This window comes from Limosilactobacillus antri DSM 16041, assembly GCF_000160835.1.
GTDB lineage: Bacteria > Bacillota > Bacilli > Lactobacillales > Lactobacillaceae > Limosilactobacillus > Limosilactobacillus antri.
In genome coordinates, this window is sequence record NZ_GG700737.1 from 23,185 (window position 1) to 40,037 (window position 16,853).

The following is a 16,853-nucleotide window of genomic DNA, read 5'->3' on the forward strand; positions in this document are numbered from 1 at the left end:
CCCTGAAAATGGAAATTGTAACTTATCCGGCCGTTTTTACCCCGCGGGATGGGCAAATTCTCGTTGACTTTCCCGATCTTCCGGAGGCCTTTACCCAGGGGAAAACGATGGCGGAGGCGATGGAGTTTGCTCGGCTGGGGCTGGCAATCACCCTTAACGATAAGCTGGGCCACTTTGAGGCGGCGCCCGCGGCCAGTCCATTGGCGGAAGTGGCCGCTGCCCACCCGGGAGCAACCGTTCAGGAGGTCCGGGTCGACCTCGACCAGTATTAGCATTAAGGAAAGCTAAAAAAGGCGAAAAGAAATTGCGCCCCGGTCTGATTCACGCTAAAATGATTAAGATTGCTTATTTTTGAAGAAGGCAGGAAATTTATGAATCATGAATGAAGAACACACTAACGGGTCGCCGCTTGCGGCTGATAATAAGGATGCCCGGGAGAAGATGCTGAGTGGTTCGGCCTGGATGACGGTCGGTAGCATCACTTCCCGGATCCTCGGCGCGATTTACGTTATCCCCTGGGTAACCTGGTTTGATGCTTATAGCAATGAAGCTAACGCTCTTTATGCACAGGGCTATAACATTTATAATATCTTCTTGACGATTGCCACGGCCGGACTGCCGTCGGCAATTTCCAAGATGGTGGCCCACTATAATGGCCTGAATGAATACGGCGTCAGTCGCCGTCTATACTACTCCAGTATGTATGTTGCACTGGCAATGGGAATCGTTTGTGCAATCGTCATGATGGCCTGGGCACCGGGCCTGTCAAACCACGATCCCAACGTGGTGCCGGTAATTCGGTCCTTGGCCTGGGCAGTGCTGATTATTCCGGCCCTGGCGATGAGCCGTGGCTTCCTGCAAGGGTATAATTGGATGGCCCCGTCAGGGATTTCCCAGTTTGTCGAACAGGTCTTCCGGGTGGTTTATATGCTTGGCGCGACCTACCTGATTATGAAGATTCAAAAGGGGAGCTGGGTCGATGCGGTTACTCAGTCGACCTTTGCGGCTTTCATCGGGGCCCTGGGCGCCGGCGCCGTATTGGCCTGGTTTTGGCTGCGCCACCGGCGGGAAATGAACGAACTGGTTAACCGGGGGAAGCCGAACCGGTCGGTGTCGACGCTCAGTCTGATTGGCAAGATGGTTTACCAGTCGATTCCGTTTATCGTGATTGAATCTGGGGTGGCCATCTTTATGCTGATTGACCAGTATACTTTCCCCTGGATCCTGTTCCGGGTCGGCCAATTTACCCGCTACCAGGAAACCGTCCTCTACGCGCTCTTTGCCTTTAATGCCAACAAGCTGTACACGATTATTATTTCCTTAGCGAGCGCGATGGCGGCCACGGTGATTCCGCTGTTGGCAACAGCGCGGGCCCAAAATGACCAGCTGGGGATGCGCAAGCAGATTGAAAACGTCCTGCAGCTCTTCTACTTCATCATGATTCCTTCTTCACTCGGCTTGGCCGCGGTGGCCCAGCAGATGTATACGGTCTTTTACCGCTATGACCACGCCGGGATCGTCATCCTGGAATTTGCGGCCTTTGTGGCGATTCCTATGGGCTTGTATACCGTTGCCGCAGCGATGATGCAGGGGATTTCGGAAAACCGCCGGATGATGAAATTCCTCGGAATTGGGATTGTCATCAAGCTGGCGTTGCAGTACCCGTGTATCCTCCTCCTGCAGGGGATGGGGCCGCTGCTGTCGACCTGCCTGTCAATGTTTGTGATTGACTACCTGATTCTTCATTCGTTCAATATGGAATTTGGCCTGCACTTTAACCAGATGGCGAAGGCCACCAACCAAATTCTCTGCTTCTCGTTGATTATGTACGCTGTTACTAAGGCGGTAATGGTGCTTCTCGGGCACTTTATCAGTCCGTACGGCCGCTTTACCGCCTTCTTTGCCCTGCTGCTCGGGGTCGCAATTGGTGCCAGCGTCTTTGCCTACCTGGCGTTGAAGTACCGTCTAGCGGACCGGATCATCGGTCCCCGGTCGGCGACGTTACGGCAAAAGCTGCGGATTAGCTAGGAATCGTTAAAAAGGTGGGAGTTCGCCGGTGGTTTCCACGTTACCTTTACAATAATTAAGAACTAGCAAGGGCTGGTGAGAAAACCGCGGTTTTCTCACCAGCCCCTTTTAGATGAAATAAAATTTCCCGGGAAATTAACTTAAAAAGCCAATCTGGTGCTCGTTGGGGTCCTGTTCCATTTTCTTCATGAAGGCGGGAAGGGCCCGGCTGATCTGGTGGGGGAGGACGATGTACTGGCTCTCCGCAATCTGGTCGGCAATTGCACTATGGGCATAGACCGCCGCGAGAACGGCTTTTTGCGGCTGGTCGTTAAATTCGGCGGTAAAGCCACCGACCATCCCGGCAAGGGTATCACCCATGCCGCCGACAGCCTGGGCGGGGGAACCAATCGTCAGCTGGTAGACCTGGTCGGCGGTGTAAATTTCGGTGTGGTGTTTCTTGAGGACAACGGTTGCGTTGAGCTGATCACGGACGGCCCGGTTCCGGGCCTCCGTTTGTTCGCCAATTTTGATCCCAGAAAGGCGTTGCCATTCCATCTCGTGAGGGGTGTAGATCACATTGGCGGCTGGTGCGGATAGCTCTTCACGGGCCATCAGGGTAATTGCTGAGCCATCAATTACCAAGTTTTGCTCGGGGCGGACATGGTTAAAAACGTTTTTTAGAATATGGAGGCTCTGAGCGTCGTCCCCCAGGCCCGGCCCGACGACGACCGTTGTTGCGGCCCTTACCAGGTCGGCCAGCTGCTGGTCGGCGGTAAAGTCGGCAAACATTGCTTCCGGCAATTGAGCGTGAAGGGCCCCTGAATTGCTGGCAGCGGTCGCGGTAGTTACGAGGCCGGCTCCGGCGCAGACGGCGGCGGTGGAGGCCATGATGATGGCACCGCCAAAGTTGCGGTTGCCACCGACCAGGGTTACTTTGCCAAAGGTTCCCTTAAAACTATTTGCTGGACGGGGTTGAATGACCTCGTGCAGGATTTGATCGGTTAACTTTTCCATTTTAAAACTCCTTTAGATTTTGTAATCGTTATAATAATGGTATCATTATTTTAGTTAATTGATTAGATGGAGGGACAAAAATGACAGAATGGTTGCAAGCGGCCCAGAGCCAAGAGAAAGATTACTTAAACGACCTGGTGGCGTTGATGAAGATTCCCAGTGTTCGTGATGACGAGGCCGCAACTGATGAATATCCGTTAGGCCCACGGCCGGCGCAAGCGCTCAAGGCTTTTTTAGAGATGGCGGACCAGGATGGCTTTAAGACGAAGAATATCGATAACCTGGTTGGCTATGCGGAGTGTGGCGCGGGGGATGAAACCCTGGCAATATTAGCCCACCTAGATGTAATGCCGGCCGGCAAGGGCTGGGATACCGACCCCTTTGACCCGGTAATTAAGGACGGCAACCTTTACGGCCGGGGGGCTTCGGATGATAAGGGACCTGGAATGGCCGCTTACTACGCCCTCAAGTACCTCAAGGATCAGGGAGTAAAGTTTAATAAGCGGGTTCGCTTTATCGTCGGTACCGATGAAGAAAGCAACTGGACGGGGATGCACCGCTACTTTGAAGTAGAGCCTGCGCCGACCATGGGCTTTTCACCAGATGCCGAATTCCCGGTAATCAACGGTGAAAAGGGCCAGGTATCATTGCTGCTGAAAACGCCGGCAACTAACGAAGGAGCCGCCCAGCTCAAGTATTTCAAGTCTGGGCTCCGTTTTAACATGGTACCCCGGGAGGCAGAGACCCTGGTTCAGGTTGCCGATCCCCAGCAGGTGAAGGAGGATTTCGCCCGCTTTATCGCGGAGAATCCGGTTACCGGTGAAGCAGAGGAAACGGCGGCGGGGCTGAAACTGACCGTTATTGGGAAGGCAGCTCACGGCATGGAACCGGAAAAGGGAATTAATGCCGGCACTTACCTTGCCCACTTCTTGGACCAGTATGACTTTGCTGGCGGGGCCGGCAGCTTTGTCCACTTTCTTGGCCACTACCTCCACCTTGATACCCGGATGGACAAGTTTGACGGTGCCTTTACTGATCCGGTAATGGGAGAGTTGACCATGAATGCCGGAATCCTTAACTTCACCGCGGCGGCTGGCGGTGATATCAACATGAATTTCCGCTTCCCCAAGGGGATTACGCCTGATCAGCTAGAAGCGACCGTAAGAAAGGTTGCCGACCCGCTGGGGATCAGCGTGCAGCAGGGACCGGCCCAAGCGCCGCACTACGTTGCTCCTGATGATCCAATCGTGAAGACGCTGATGGCGGCGTACATTGACCAGACCGGTGACCAGGCTGCCAAGCCCGAGGTTGTCGGTGGCGGGACCTATGGCCGGTTGATGAAGCGGGGAGTCGCCTTTGGTGCGCTGATGCCGAACACGCCAAACACGATGCACCAGGCGAATGAGTTCCAGCCGGTCGCCGACTTGATTAAATCAATGGCCATTTACATGGAAGCAATTAATGACCTGGTTACTGATTAATGAATGCTGAAGATATGCTAAAATAGGCTTAAACAAACTATGGAGGCGGTTTCTAATGAGTTATCAAAAAATTTTGGTTGGGATTGATGGTTCTAAGCAGTCTGATATGGCCTTTGCCAAGTCCCTTGAAGTTGCTAAGCAAAATGGTGCCAAGCTCTACTTGCTCAGTGTGATTAACGGTGAGCGGCTTCCGTCAGGGGGACCGAACGGTTATGGCTTCGTTGACCGGAGCATTTATAAGCCGGCAATTGAAACGATGAAGGAGAAGCTGGCTGAGTACGAAAAACGGGCCCAGGCGGCCGGCATTACCGACGTGGTGACCGCAGTTGAGGTCGGCAATGCCAAACTAGAATTGGCTGAAAATTACCCGAAGCAAAATGGAATTGACCTGATCCTAATCGGCGCGACCGGCTTAAACGTGGTCGGGCGTCTGATCGTCGGTTCAACGGCGGTCTATACGATTCGGGAAGCCCCATGTGACGTTACCGTTGTTAAGACGGACCTTGATAATCATAAGATTGACGTCAAAAAGAACAGTTATCCAGAAATTTAGTTCAGAAACTTTGCTGGCGCCCTTGAGTAATGAGGGGACCAGCAAAGTTTTTTAAATCTGCTTGCTTAACGGTATCATTATTGTGAAATGCTGGTATAATGCAAATGTTAACTTTATTTAGGTAAAGCAAAATTCTTGAATCTAGGGAGTTAGAAAATGCAATTGAAGCTAAGAAACTATATTATTGCGGTCATTGCTGTCCTAGTGGTTTTACTGGGAGTAATGAGTTGGCACCAGCATGGTCACTTTAACCGGAACACGACTGTTAATGGGGTGGCAGTCGGGGGAATGACGGTTGACCAGGCCTATCAAAAGGTCAAGGAGAGCACGCGGGCAAACCAGGTCTACATTAACGGCCGGCTAGTCTACCAAGGCAAGGCCAGTGCGTCGGGGATCACCAGCGCAGATAAAAGCAAGTTTGCCGCTGCCCAAAAGGAACAACGGACCTTCTTCCCGTCCAGCAAGAAGCAAAACGTTAACGTAATGCCGAGCCAGCTGGACGATGACCAAACCGCGCTCATGCGCCGGGCGGTTTACGCTGAAACTGAAAAAATGAACCAGGGCCGGCGGGCGCCAGTTGATGCCTATGCTGAACTGAAGAACGGGACGGTTTCAACGGTAGCTGCGAAGAAGGGAAACCAGTATGACGTCCGGGACCTTATTCAGCAGTTTAATCGCCAACGGGCCAACGGAACGATTCGGTTAACCGCTCACCATACCCACCCGCTTACGGCGGACAGCAAAACCGTGCAAAAGGAAAAGGCAAAGTTAGAAGCGCTGAGTAAACGGAAGGTTACCTACAAGGTGGAAAAGGAATCGTATCACTTTTCCGCCGATGATGTAATTACCCGGGCGACCTACCAGCATGGCAAGTACAGCTTTGACACGAGCGCGGTAAAGGGGCGGATTGCCAAAATTAACTAAAAGCAGGCCACCCTGGGCAAGTCGTTTAAGTTTAGGACCCACGCCGGAAAGGAAATTACCACTAGCGATAAGGGTTCGTATGGTTGGAAGATCAGCGAGCAGCTTGCTGGGCAGACCCTGGCTAATGCCCTGGCGGATAACAAGAAGAGTGTTAGTGCCAAGAATGATATTTACGGCATCGGCTACAACCGCCACGGGACCGGCTACGGGGTCACAAGCAACGACGGAATTGGCGACACCTACGTTGAGCTATCCTTAGCAGACCAGCACGTTTGGTTCTACAAGGACGGCAAGTGCGTCTTTGATGCGGACGTGGTTACGGGAAGCAACACGCCGGGCAACCGTACGCCAAGGGGTGTTTGGTATATCATGTACCAGCAGTCGCCGGCAACCCTGCGGGGTTTAAATGATGATGGATCGAAGTACAGCAGTCCGGTCCAATACTGGTCACCATTTACCGACAGCGGTTGTGGCTTCCACGATGCCAGTTGGCGGAATAACTGGTCAAAGACCGAATACTTGACGACGACCGGTGGCTCACACGGTTGTGCTAATATGCACCCAAGCGATGCCGGAACCGCCTACCACGATATGGAAATCAACGAACCGGTAGTAATCTACTAAACTAAAAAATTGACTACGCGTTGCGTGGTCAATTTTTTTTGTTTTAAAAAGGAGTTTGCCCCTTCTTACCGTATATATTACATAGAGGTGAGAAGATGAAGAAACAAATTTTAACTGCGATTATTGCCGGAATGCTGTTAGCTGCTAATGGGAGCCCGGTATTAGCAGCCGGGGTTGACCTGAACGGGGCGTACCGGGACGCTGAACAGGCAATTGTCAACCAGCAGCCGCTTGACGAGGGACAGATTCGGCAACGGGGCGAAGAATACACCAGTGCCTTTTTGACGGCCTTTAGCCAGTTGAGCCAGGACTATGAACAATCATTTCGTCAGGGAGTCAGCGATGGGCTGAAGGGAAGCCTGAGCCAGCAAACGCGAAGCAGGGTCGGACAAGCGGGTTACCAGCGCGGTTATCGGCGGGGGCAGCAGCTGCGTCCCCAGCCCCAGCCCGGCCAGCCGGATCCGCCGGCAACGGCGCCCGCGAACCCTCCCGTACCAGCTGTTCCGGCAGAGCAGGCCCCAGCACAGCCGGTATCCGGTCCCGACCAGCAGGAATATCCGGCGCAGGAACCCTCACCGGATCAAGCCAAGTTTATTTCTCGGGTTGCCAAGAGTGCCCAGAAGGTGGGAATGGAATATGACCTGTATCCATCGGTGATCATCGCCCAGGCGGCGCTAGAGAGCAACTGGGGCAGCAGCGAACTAGCCCGGAAACCTTACCATAACCTTTTTGGGGTTAAGGGGTCCTTTAACGGGAAATCAGTTCTTCAGCCGACTACGGAATACACTCATGACGGACATGAGCAAAAGATTAACGATCATTTTCGCTGGTATGAAAATGACTACCAGTCGCTATGCGATTACGCAGAAACACTGGCCGACCCGTTATACGCGGGTGTTCACCGGGGGCAAGCCGGTAATTACCGGTCGGCGACCCACGCCCTGCTGGGCAGGTACGCAACGGATCCCCAATACGATCGGAAGCTAAATAAAATTATCGCTAGTTACGGCTTAACCAAGTACGACGCCGATCTCCCGGCGGGGAAAGCTAGTCGGGGTGACCAGAAATCACAAACCCAGCAGCCGGTAGCAACGGTGCGGGGGCAGCAAGCAACCGGACCTCATAAGCCGACCCATCATTTAACTTGGCTCTCAATTGTTGGCGGGGCTGGTTCAGCCGGAGCACTAGGCTTACTGCGGCGTTTTCTGATTAAAGCATAGAAAAATGGGCCTGCGGCAAAACAGAGTTTTGTCACAGGCCCATTTCGGCTTGGCTGGCTTGATATGTGCATTAACGGATAGTCTTCAAACGGTCATCAATCATTGCCAAGACGGTCTTGACATTTTCTGGATCCTCCAGATCATAAGTTTCCAGGTCAATCTTCATCTTTGGACTTGCATCATAGTCTTGGTACCATTGCTTGTAGGCACTCCACATCTTGTAGTAGTAATCCTTCAGCTCTGGATTATGGTCGATTTGTTCATAGTCCCGTCCCCGCTTTTTGATCCGGTAAAGAATCGTTTCAAAGTCGGTTTCGGAATACACCATCAGGTCGGGTGCTTTCTTCGGCAGCTGCTGCAGGTCCTTCATCATGTTGTCAAGGAGCGTCAGGTACACTTCAAGCTCTGTGTCGGAGATGTTTCCTTCAGCGTTGTTTTCCCTGGTAAACAGGGCGTCTTCATAGATCGACCGGTCTAAGACGTTGTTATCATCGGCTAAGGCCTGCTTAATCATCGAAAACCGCTTATTAAGAAAGTAGATTTGTAGTAAAAAACCGTATTGCTTTTGGTCTTGGTAATACAGTGGCAACACGGGATTGTCGCCAACCGGTTCAAAGAACGCTTTCGTATGGAGGTGTTCTGCAATCTTCCCCGTTAACGTTGTTTTCCCAACACCAATCATTCCTGCTGTAATAATCACCATAGTGGCCCCTCTTTAACTTTTTTAACACAAGAACCATGTTACTACAAAAGCCGGGGGATTCCCATCATAAATTCAACCAGCTTTAGTGGCGATCGGTTAGCGGCGGGCAAAAAGGTTTGAAAAAAACTGCTAAAACCGGGAAAATAAATGAAGAGGAATGATAGGGGAAGGAATACCAAAATGGAAAAAGCAAAATTAAACGAGCTTCGGGCCCAGTTGGTGATTGCCCGTCAACGAGGGACCTTGGTTGAAATTCATAATATCCCGCATGATGAATACTTTAACGTTGGCTTTGTTGTGGCGATGGATCCGCTCTTTTGCCTGGTAATCAGTATTGATTGGGATGGCAAAATCAATGGCCTGATTGTAATTCGCATCAGCAGTATTGAAAAAATTAAAAGCGATACTGATTACTTGTTGACGATTTCGGAAAAGACGAAGGTGGCGCACCGCCATGGCTACTTTGACCTCTGGCAGGTACAAGAGTTTATCGATGGCCACCCGGCTTTTAGCAAGGGGGACCTGCTAAACAACGCGTTGAATGATTCATATGCCCACCAGCTGCCCGTAGTGATTGGCACGAAAAAGTACAAGGGCGCTGACGACTTTACCGGCCTAATTAACCGGCGCGACCGGGTCAAGCTTGACCTCCACTACTTCAACGAACGGGACCTGTCGTCGTTATGGTCGTATGAGATTTTACTCGCCCAAATTGACTATGTCCGGGTGCGGGGTACCCAGGCGGCTACGGGACGGCAAATAATGCGGGACCTTTTTCAAAATTAAATTGCATGCTGGTCAGATTTAGCTTACCATTCATATTAAAGTTAATTTAAAGAGGAATACCATGGGAAAAAAAGTAACAATTCGAGATATTGCCCGTCTGGCCGGAGTGTCGGTAACGACCGTTTCTCAGGTGCTGAACGGCAAGGGCAACCGCTTTAGCAAGAGCACGCGCGAGAAGATCCTAAAGCTGCGGGATGAGTACCAGTACGTGCCGGACTTCCATGCCCGAAGCCTGATTATGAAGGAGAACATCAATACTATCGGGGTATTGGTGCCGAACGTCAGCGAACCATTTTTTGGAAGCTTTGTTGAAGGGGTTCAACAGGTCGCGCGGCAGGAAAAACTGATCCCGTTAATCTTCAGTGCGAACCGGGACCCGAAGCTGGAAAAGGCCTACCTGGAGCAGATGGTGGAGCGGTCGATTGATGGGCTGATTATCGCAAGCGCCCGGATGACCACCGAAATGATTAACCAGGCCCTGGCGAACCGGGAGCTCCCGTACATCTTGTTTGACCGAAATTACGATCAGGTCGGGACCCGGGTCCAGACCGATGATTACCATGGTGGCCAGCTGGCTGCGCAACACCTTGTTGAACTGGGCCACCAGAAGTTTTTGTACCTGGGGGTTAACTACCTGACGGAAAACTTTAAGCAGCGCTTAGCCGGGTTTAAGGACACTTTATTGGCTAATCAGTTGGCCTTTAACGATGAAGAGGATGTTTTACGTACGGACCTCAGCCGTCAGGGGGGCTACGAAGCGGCCCGAGCGGTCGCCAGCAGCGGTGCCACGGCGGTCTTTACCGTTAATGACGACGTTGCCATTGGGCTGTTGCGCGGGTTGCGTGAACTGAAGGTCCGGGTGCCGGAAGAGATTTCCGTGGTGGGCTACGATGATATTGCCTTGGATGAGTACATTTATCCCCCATTGACCACCATCCACCAGCCGATTTTTGACTTAGGGGTTGGCGCAACGAAAATCCTGCTGGACCGAATTGACCACAAACGGCAGTCCGAGCAGGTCGAGCACTTCCCCGTGCGGCTCGTTCGTCGGGAGAGCACGGCACCATATCGTATGGTATAGTATTAGTACAGAACACGAGGAGGATTACAAAATGAATAAAGTAACAATTGTCGGTAGCTTAAATGTCGACACGACGTTGCGGATCAAGCGGATGCCCCTGCCTGGCGAAACTTTAGCAGCGGAAGGCAAGAGCAGCGCCGCAGGAGGCAAGGGGGCCAACCAAGCAGTTTCGGCCGCCCGGTCCGGCGCGCAGACCGCCTTTATCGGTGAAGTCGGTAAGGATAATAGCGGCCAGATGATGCTAAGTGAAATGAAGGCAAACGGGATTGACGTTGCCGGAATTCGGGAAAATGACCAGGTCGGTACCGGGACCGCGTCGATTTTGCTGGATGAAAATGGGCAAAACAGTATCCTGATTTATGGCGGGGCCAACCAGCAGCTTAGTCCCGCAGATGTGGAAGCGGCGCAGGATAAGATTACGACAGCCGACTTTGTGGTGGCCCAGTTTGAAACGCCCCAAGCTGCGACTCTCCGTGCTTTCCAGCTGGCAAAGGAAAATGGCGTAGCCACCATCTTAAATCCGGCACCGGCCCAGAAGATTGACCCGGAAGTTTTGAAGCTGACGGACCTGATTATTCCAAACGAAACGGAAAGTGCGGAATTGACTGGGGTGATCATTACTGATGAGACCTCAATGCTGATTTCAGCGGCTAAGTTTGCCCAAATGGGGGTCCGCAACCTGATCATTACCGTCGGGGCCAAGGGAGCGTTCTACTGCACGCAGGACGGTTATAACTTTATTCCGGCGTTTAAGGTCAACGCGGTCGACACGACTGCAGCTGGCGATACCTTTATCGGGGCACTATCGTCACAGCTCAAGCCGGATATGAGCAATATTGAAAAAGCCCTGGTTTACGCACAACGGGCTAGTTCATTAGCAGTTCAAAAGATGGGGGCCTTGCCATCAATTCCGACGAAGGAACAAATCTTGGCGGCAGGCCAAAACTAAACGCGCAATGGGGGATGCGGCAGTTAATGCCACGTCTCCTTAGTTTTTAAGCGAGGTTAATGACTAATGAAAGCAGAATACCTAATCAAGGTGATTTTACCGCCGTTTATTATTTTTGCGGTCCTGGTGGCCCTGACGATTGCTAAGCTGATCTCCGGCTGGCTGATGTATGTACTGTGGATTGGCGGCTTTGTGGTTGCCAACCTCATTGTCACAAAGATTACGGCAAAGTGGAGTTACCAGCGGCGGCGTGAACTGCGGATGAAGGAAGAACAGAAAAATGCAAAAAATACGGACAAGTAGGCTGGGCAACTGGTTTTATCGGGTGGGCATTGTTGCGGTGTTCTTCCTGCTGATCCAGGTGCCGCCGATGGCAGTGGTAATTGCCAACCGGTACCCGGCTAATCAGGAACTGGCGATTACCCTAGCCGTCATCTTTGTAGTGCTGTTTTTAGCCATCATTGCTGGGGCCCGCCGGGTCTACCGGCGTTGTAACCAGCTGCCGGTGACAAAGGGGATTAATTGGCGCCTGGTGGTTGGCGGCTATGCTGCTTTGCTGGTTGGGATGATGATTTTTGGCTGGTTAAACCAGTGGCTTTTTCATCAGACGAGCACGGCGAATAATGAGATTATCCGGCAGCTGCTTAACCACAACCGGATTATTACGGTGGTGTTTGTTATATCGTCGTTTACCCTGACCCCGATTGCGGAGGAGCTAATTTTTCGCGGCATCCTGACGAACCTCTTTTTTCGCCGGAATGCTCTCTGGTCTAAAATGGTCTTATCGGGATTGGTCTTTTCGGCAGCCCATACGAGTACGACGATTGTCAGCTTCCTGCTTTATTGCTTCATGGGGATGGTCCTGACGTACGTTTACCGACAGTCTGGCAATTTAAAAAATAGTATCTTGGTTCACGGGATTAATAATTTGCTGGCGATGCTGATGATGGTGATGTCGCTAGCCGGTAATTGATCGCTTAGAAATGGCAAGTGAGGCTGAGCGCCTTGCTTGCCATTTTTTATCCCTGTTATTAAATATACGGGAGAAGGCCTTAATTGCACTTTAGCGGGGATTTTTTCGCGGTCACTTATCAATCGGCCAATCGATAAAAGCGCTTTCGATTTTTTGCCGTGGATTTGGCAAACAGGAAGTGCGCTGGAATGGGAACCGGCTGGGGAGCGTTCGATTAGCGGTTTGCCAAAGTTTTGCAGAGGATTGTTAATCCACTTTGATTTTGCTAAATTGTTAACAGACACGTGGATTTTGCGTGAATTACGCACCAGACCATGGGGAAGGCAAATACCATGGTGGGGGGATCAATAAAAATAAAGGAGATCAAAAATCGTGACGAGTCAATAGACAATATCAGGGAGTTTTTATTAATGCGTTTGAAACAAGGACCACAGGGACGTGATGGCGGTAACGGAAAGCAAGAAGAGATTTTTCAGCGGTATCGACCGCTAATCATCAAGCTTTGGCAACGATATTATGTTTCCGGACTTGAGCTAGCCGACTGGGAACAGGAAGCAAGACCGGTAATTCTTCGGGTTTTGGAGCTGTACCGGGGTGACGGTAAGGATCAGTTTAGCGGCTTCTTAAAGCAGAGCTTAGTTAACCGCATCTTAGACTTATACCGGGCCCGGCAGGCTCACAAGCGGATTCCGGCAGAAAAAATTGGGGCGTTAACGCCGGAATCTGAAGAAATGCTGCAAGAGCAGCCATGGCGTCAGCCTGAGGAACTGGTTCATGGGCATTTCTGCTTGCGGCAATTAATCGCGGCCTGCTCGCCTTTTGAACGTCAGGTACTGATTAGCTATAACCAGGGATACTCAACAGACGAGGTGGCAGAACGGCTGCGGTGTACAAAGCGTCAGGTGCAAAGTGCAATGGGACGGAGTAGGCGAAAAATGCTGGAGATTATTCAAGCCAGTTAAGCGCGCATGATTGGGATATGAAGTGAGCTGATTTTTTTAGCTCAATATTGTAATCGCTTACAAAATATGGTATATTATGGGTGTGGAAGGAAAAGTAAATGAGTCCATGATTCGTCATGAAGTTCTCCCACCCGATTCAGTGCCGAAGGAAGTTAAGGAGTAGGCAGAAGCAACGTAAGTGTGACCAGAAACATCGCTTAAGGTTTAGATCTAACCATCGTGGTCACCGGGGTGCGCTGATGGGGCGGTTAAAAAGCGACTTTGCGGAAGTTTAGAATCAAAGATAGTTAATTAATCAGTTCCAGTGCAAAGTAGCGAGATTCCTTCCGTATAAGTAAGGGACGAGGATTTAAGTTCTCGTCCCTTTTTTGATTCTATATAAGGTAAGTGGCAGTTGCTGAAGCAGGTGGAGGAGCCCCGCGCGGTTTTAGCACGAACTGGTTACGAAATGGCGATTGAATGGGGCGGCAGGAAGCCACTAAAAGGGGGAATTTGCAAAAATAATAAATTAATCCTAAATTATGCTTGCAATTTTTCTGGGAATCAGTATAATAATTATTGTTGTCTGGTTGATAACAACTAAATAGCGATGCCCCAGTGGCGGAATTGGCAGACGCGCAACGTTCAGGTCGTTGTATGGGTTTCCATGTACAGGTTCGAATCCTGTTTGGGGCATATGGTTAGTCCGGTAAAGATTACTTTACCGGGCTTTTTCTTTATCCATATTTGCTAGACGTACATCAGTCAGAGAGTTTGATGCTCCTAAGCCACCGGCAGCAGGGATAGTACGAGAATTGAGAATGAGTGCTTAGCAGTTGGGAGGCTTGCTCCCCAGCTGTTTTTTGTTATAATATGAAGTTGCTTTAAGAATGGGTCGAACCAACCCTGCCGGTGGGCAAACCGGTTGATGACCGTCAGATGAAATTATCAGAGGAGCAAATGCAATGATCTATTTTGATAATAGCGCGACGACAAAAGTATCCCCCGAAGTATTGGCTACTTATGATACGGTTAGCCAAAAAATCTGGGGGAACCCAAGCAGCCTGCACAACTTTGGTGAAGAGGCCTGGAACCTATTGGAACAGGCCCGGCAGCAAATCGCCAAGCTAATGGGTGTCAAGCCGGGTGAAATTATTTTCACCAGTGGTGGCTCAGAGGGTGACAACTGGGTGATCAAGGGAACCGCCCTGGCGAAGCACCGCTTTGGCAAACACATTATTACGACTTCTGTAGAACACGCGGCGGTTCGGAATGCAATGGCCCAATTGGAAGAACTGGGCTTTGAAGTTACCTACCTCCCCGTGGACAAGGAGGGGCGGATTGATCCGGCAGACGTCGAGGCGGCCCTACGTTCCGATACCATCTTAGTATCCATCATGGCCGTTAATAACGAAATTGGTACCATCCAGCCGATTAAAGAGGTTGGCGAAATTCTCAAGGATTACCCCAACGTCCACTACATGGTTGACGCAGTGCAAGCAATCGGCAAGGGCTTAGATGACCTTGTCTTCAGCGACCGGGTTGACTTTGCAACCTTCTCCGGGCATAAGTTCCATGCTCCCCGGGGGACCGGTTTTGTCTATGTTAAGAGTGGCCGGAAGCTCTCGCCGCTGATTGACGGTGGTGGCCAGGAACGGACCCTGCGGAGCGGGACCGAAAACACGCCTGGTGATGTGGCACTGGCCCGGGCAATCCGCCTAGTTAAGGAAAAGGAAGCGGCGACCGTGCAAAGCGAGCAGGCGATTAAGGAACGGATATACGACCACCTCAAGCAGTTTGACCATGTCCGGATCTTCTCTGGCCGGGATACTGGCTTTGCGCCGCACGTTCTCTGCTTTGCGATTGTCGGTGTTCGGGGAGAAACGATTGTCCACGCCTTTGAAGAACAGGGAATCTACATCTCAACCACCAGCGCATGCGCTTCCAAGAAGCATGCGGAAGCCGGGACTCTGGCTGCCATGAAGGTGCCGGAAAACGAAGCCACCAGTGCGGTCCGGATTAGTCTCGGTGACCAGAATACCCTGGCGGACGCGGATGAATTTAACCGCGTCTTTGACCAGCTCTATGCCGGCTTCCAAAAAATTATTGATTAGCAGCGAAGGAGGAAACCACTTGCAATACACTGAAATTATGGTGCGTTACGGCGAACTTTCCACGAAGGGGCACAATAAGAAATCATTTATTGACCGCTTGGGGATGAACGTCCGCCACGCCCTCCATCAATTTAGCCAAGTTAAGGTCCACGCGCAGCAGGACCGGCTCCACGTTCAACTGAACGGGGCCGACTATGATGCCGTGATGGCCCGTTTGAAAGATGTTTTCGGGATTCAAACCTTTTCCCCGTCAATTAAGGTTGCCAAAGACTTTGCAGCGGTTGCTCAAGCGGCCGAAGCGATGGTGGCGGAACAGGTGACGAAGCCGGTCACCTTTAAAATCGAAACCAAGCGGGCGGACCACCACTTTCCAATTGACACCTTTGCGATGAACAACCGGCTGGGTGGCGACCTTTTGGATAAGTTTCCGGATCAGCTGAAGGTTGACGTCCACCACCCCGACCTGACGATCCGGGTTGAAATCCGTTTGGACGGCATTTACCTTTCCAGCGAAACCATCAAGGGTGCTGGCGGCTTGCCGGTGGGAACGGCTGGTAAGGGAATGATGATGCTTTCCGGTGGAATCGACTCGCCAGTGGCCGCCTACCTGGGGATGAAGCGGGGCGTTTCGATGGAAATGGTCCACTTCTTTAGTCCGCCGTACACCAGTCCGCAGGCCCTTGCGAAGGCCAAACAGTTAACGGAAAAGCTGGCTAAGTACTCCGGCAGCATTCGGTTTATCCAGGTACCATTTACCGAAATTCAGGAAACCGTGAAGGAAAAGGTGCCGGAAGGCTACCTGATGACGGTCCAGCGGCGGATGATGCTGCGGCTGGCAACGGCGATTATGGAAAAGCGCCACGGACTAGCGATCTTTAATGGTGAGTCGCTCGGCCAGGTTGCTTCCCAGACTATGGAAAGTATGCTGGCGATTGAAGACGTGACCAACTATCCCGTCTTGCGGCCGGTCCTCTCCTTCGACAAGACGGAAATTATCAAAATCGCCGAAGACATCGACACCTATGACCTCTCAATCCTGCCGTATGAGGACTGCTGCACGGTCTTCACGCCGCCGTCGCCGAAGACCAAGCCGAGCGTGAAGAAGGCCCGGCTGTACGAGCAGAGGCTCGACATTGCGGGCCTGGTTCAGCGTTCCCTGGAGGGCATTAAGATTACTGAAATTCACCCGGGAGAAGACTTTTTAAACCAGAACGAGGATGTTTTCGCGGAACTTCTGTAAATTCCTGCTTGACGCCGCAAAATTATTTAGCTATGATACAAGCATAATAAGCAATGACCGAAAGAGTAGTGAGTTGAGCAGTGCCTAGCGAGGGCCGGTTGGTGAAAGGGTCCGGCTGCCGACTGACGAACGTAGCTCGGGAGCAGGCTGGCTGAACTGATAGTAGGCTGGTCCGGTTCATCACCGTTACCCAATGAACGAGGGGAGTCAAGGCACTTGGCTCAATTTAGGTGGTAACGC

At 51.5% G+C, this 16,853-nt stretch carries 15 protein-coding genes, 1 tRNA gene, 1 pseudogene and 1 other annotated feature (1 of these 18 running past the window's edge); of the genes and pseudogenes, 15 read left to right on the forward strand and 2 right to left on the reverse strand.

Annotated elements, in window-relative coordinates; genetic code table 11:
• Positions 1-8: 8 nt before the first annotated feature.
• Complete coding sequence (locus HMPREF0494_RS09155) at positions 9-272, forward strand: type II toxin-antitoxin system HicB family antitoxin (RefSeq protein WP_007124672.1); 264 nt, start codon at positions 9-11, stop codon at positions 270-272.
• 106 nt (positions 273-378) lie between these two features.
• Entirely contained in the window at positions 379-2,028 is a 1,650-nt protein-coding gene (locus HMPREF0494_RS09160; protein WP_007124673.1) for a putative polysaccharide biosynthesis protein, read from the forward strand.
• Between the two features lie 135 nt (positions 2,029-2,163).
• On the opposite strand, the gene HMPREF0494_RS09165 is transcribed toward HMPREF0494_RS09160, so the two are convergent.
• Positions 2,164-3,024 (reverse strand): NAD(P)H-hydrate dehydratase, encoded by an 861-nt coding sequence (locus HMPREF0494_RS09165; protein ID WP_007124674.1) that lies wholly within the window; start codon positions 3,022-3,024, stop codon positions 2,164-2,166.
• Between the two features lie 80 nt (positions 3,025-3,104).
• Here HMPREF0494_RS09165 and pepV point away from each other — a divergent pair, with 80 nt between their 5' ends.
• The 4 genes and pseudogenes from pepV to HMPREF0494_RS09185 all read left to right on the forward strand — a co-directional run bounded on the left by pepV (position 3,105) and on the right by HMPREF0494_RS09185 (position 7,826).
• Complete coding sequence (gene pepV / locus HMPREF0494_RS09170) at positions 3,105-4,505, forward strand: dipeptidase PepV (protein ID WP_007124675.1); 1,401 nt, start codon at positions 3,105-3,107, stop codon at positions 4,503-4,505.
• Positions 4,506-4,560: 55 nt separating this feature from the next.
• Entirely contained in the window at positions 4,561-5,058 is a 498-nt protein-coding gene (locus HMPREF0494_RS09175) for a universal stress protein (RefSeq protein ID WP_007124676.1), read from the forward strand.
• A 156-nt stretch (positions 5,059-5,214) separates the two neighbouring features.
• A pseudogene (locus tag HMPREF0494_RS09180) lies at positions 5,215-6,606 on the forward strand (L,D-transpeptidase).
• A gap of 95 nt (positions 6,607-6,701) precedes the next feature.
• Positions 6,702-7,826, forward strand: a complete 1,125-nt coding sequence (locus tag HMPREF0494_RS09185; RefSeq protein ID WP_007124680.1) for a glycoside hydrolase family 73 protein — start codon at positions 6,702-6,704, stop codon at positions 7,824-7,826.
• Between the two features lie 70 nt (positions 7,827-7,896).
• Here the strand turns inward: HMPREF0494_RS09185 and HMPREF0494_RS09190 are convergent, their stop codons facing one another.
• Entirely contained in the window at positions 7,897-8,529 is a 633-nt protein-coding gene (locus HMPREF0494_RS09190) for a deoxynucleoside kinase (RefSeq protein ID WP_007124681.1), read from the reverse strand.
• Between the two features lie 180 nt (positions 8,530-8,709).
• Between HMPREF0494_RS09190 and HMPREF0494_RS09195 the strand changes: the two genes are divergently transcribed.
• The 9 genes from HMPREF0494_RS09195 to thiI all read left to right on the forward strand — a co-directional run bounded on the left by HMPREF0494_RS09195 (position 8,710) and on the right by thiI (position 16,613).
• A complete protein-coding gene (locus HMPREF0494_RS09195; protein ID WP_040459022.1) occupies positions 8,710-9,315 on the forward strand; it encodes a hypothetical protein in 606 nt (201 codons plus the stop codon).
• Between the two features lie 61 nt (positions 9,316-9,376).
• The gene (gene rbsR / locus HMPREF0494_RS09200) at positions 9,377-10,396 is read left to right on the forward strand and encodes a ribose utilization transcriptional repressor RbsR (protein ID WP_007124684.1); all 1,020 of its coding nucleotides are present in this window, start codon (positions 9,377-9,379) and stop codon (positions 10,394-10,396) included.
• 31 nt (positions 10,397-10,427) lie between these two features.
• The gene (gene rbsK / locus HMPREF0494_RS09205) at positions 10,428-11,345 is read left to right on the forward strand and encodes a ribokinase (protein WP_007124685.1); all 918 of its coding nucleotides are present in this window, start codon (positions 10,428-10,430) and stop codon (positions 11,343-11,345) included.
• Between the two features lie 66 nt (positions 11,346-11,411).
• Entirely contained in the window at positions 11,412-11,648 is a 237-nt protein-coding gene (locus HMPREF0494_RS09210) for a hypothetical protein (protein WP_007124686.1), read from the forward strand.
• On the forward strand, positions 11,626-12,318 hold the full coding sequence (locus tag HMPREF0494_RS09215) for a CPBP family intramembrane glutamic endopeptidase (RefSeq protein WP_007124687.1): 693 nt from the start codon (positions 11,626-11,628) through the stop codon (positions 12,316-12,318). The genes HMPREF0494_RS09210 and HMPREF0494_RS09215 overlap by 23 nt, the downstream gene beginning before the upstream one ends.
• A 410-nt stretch (positions 12,319-12,728) precedes the next feature.
• Positions 12,729-13,280, forward strand: a complete 552-nt coding sequence (locus HMPREF0494_RS09220; protein ID WP_040459047.1) for an RNA polymerase sigma factor — start codon at positions 12,729-12,731, stop codon at positions 13,278-13,280.
• Between the two features lie 591 nt (positions 13,281-13,871).
• Positions 13,872-13,955, forward strand: a tRNA-Leu gene (locus HMPREF0494_RS09225).
• Between the two features lie 269 nt (positions 13,956-14,224).
• Entirely contained in the window at positions 14,225-15,373 is a 1,149-nt protein-coding gene (locus HMPREF0494_RS09230) for a cysteine desulfurase family protein (protein WP_007124690.1), read from the forward strand.
• Positions 15,374-15,392: 19 nt separating this feature from the next.
• Positions 15,393-16,613: a tRNA uracil 4-sulfurtransferase ThiI gene (gene thiI / locus HMPREF0494_RS09235; RefSeq protein ID WP_040459023.1), complete on the forward strand. Its 1,221-nt coding sequence runs from the start codon at positions 15,393-15,395 to the stop codon at positions 16,611-16,613.
• Positions 16,614-16,657: 44 nt separating this feature from the next.
• Positions 16,658-16,853 (forward strand) — a binding site (T-box leader); it runs 17 nt beyond the window's last position.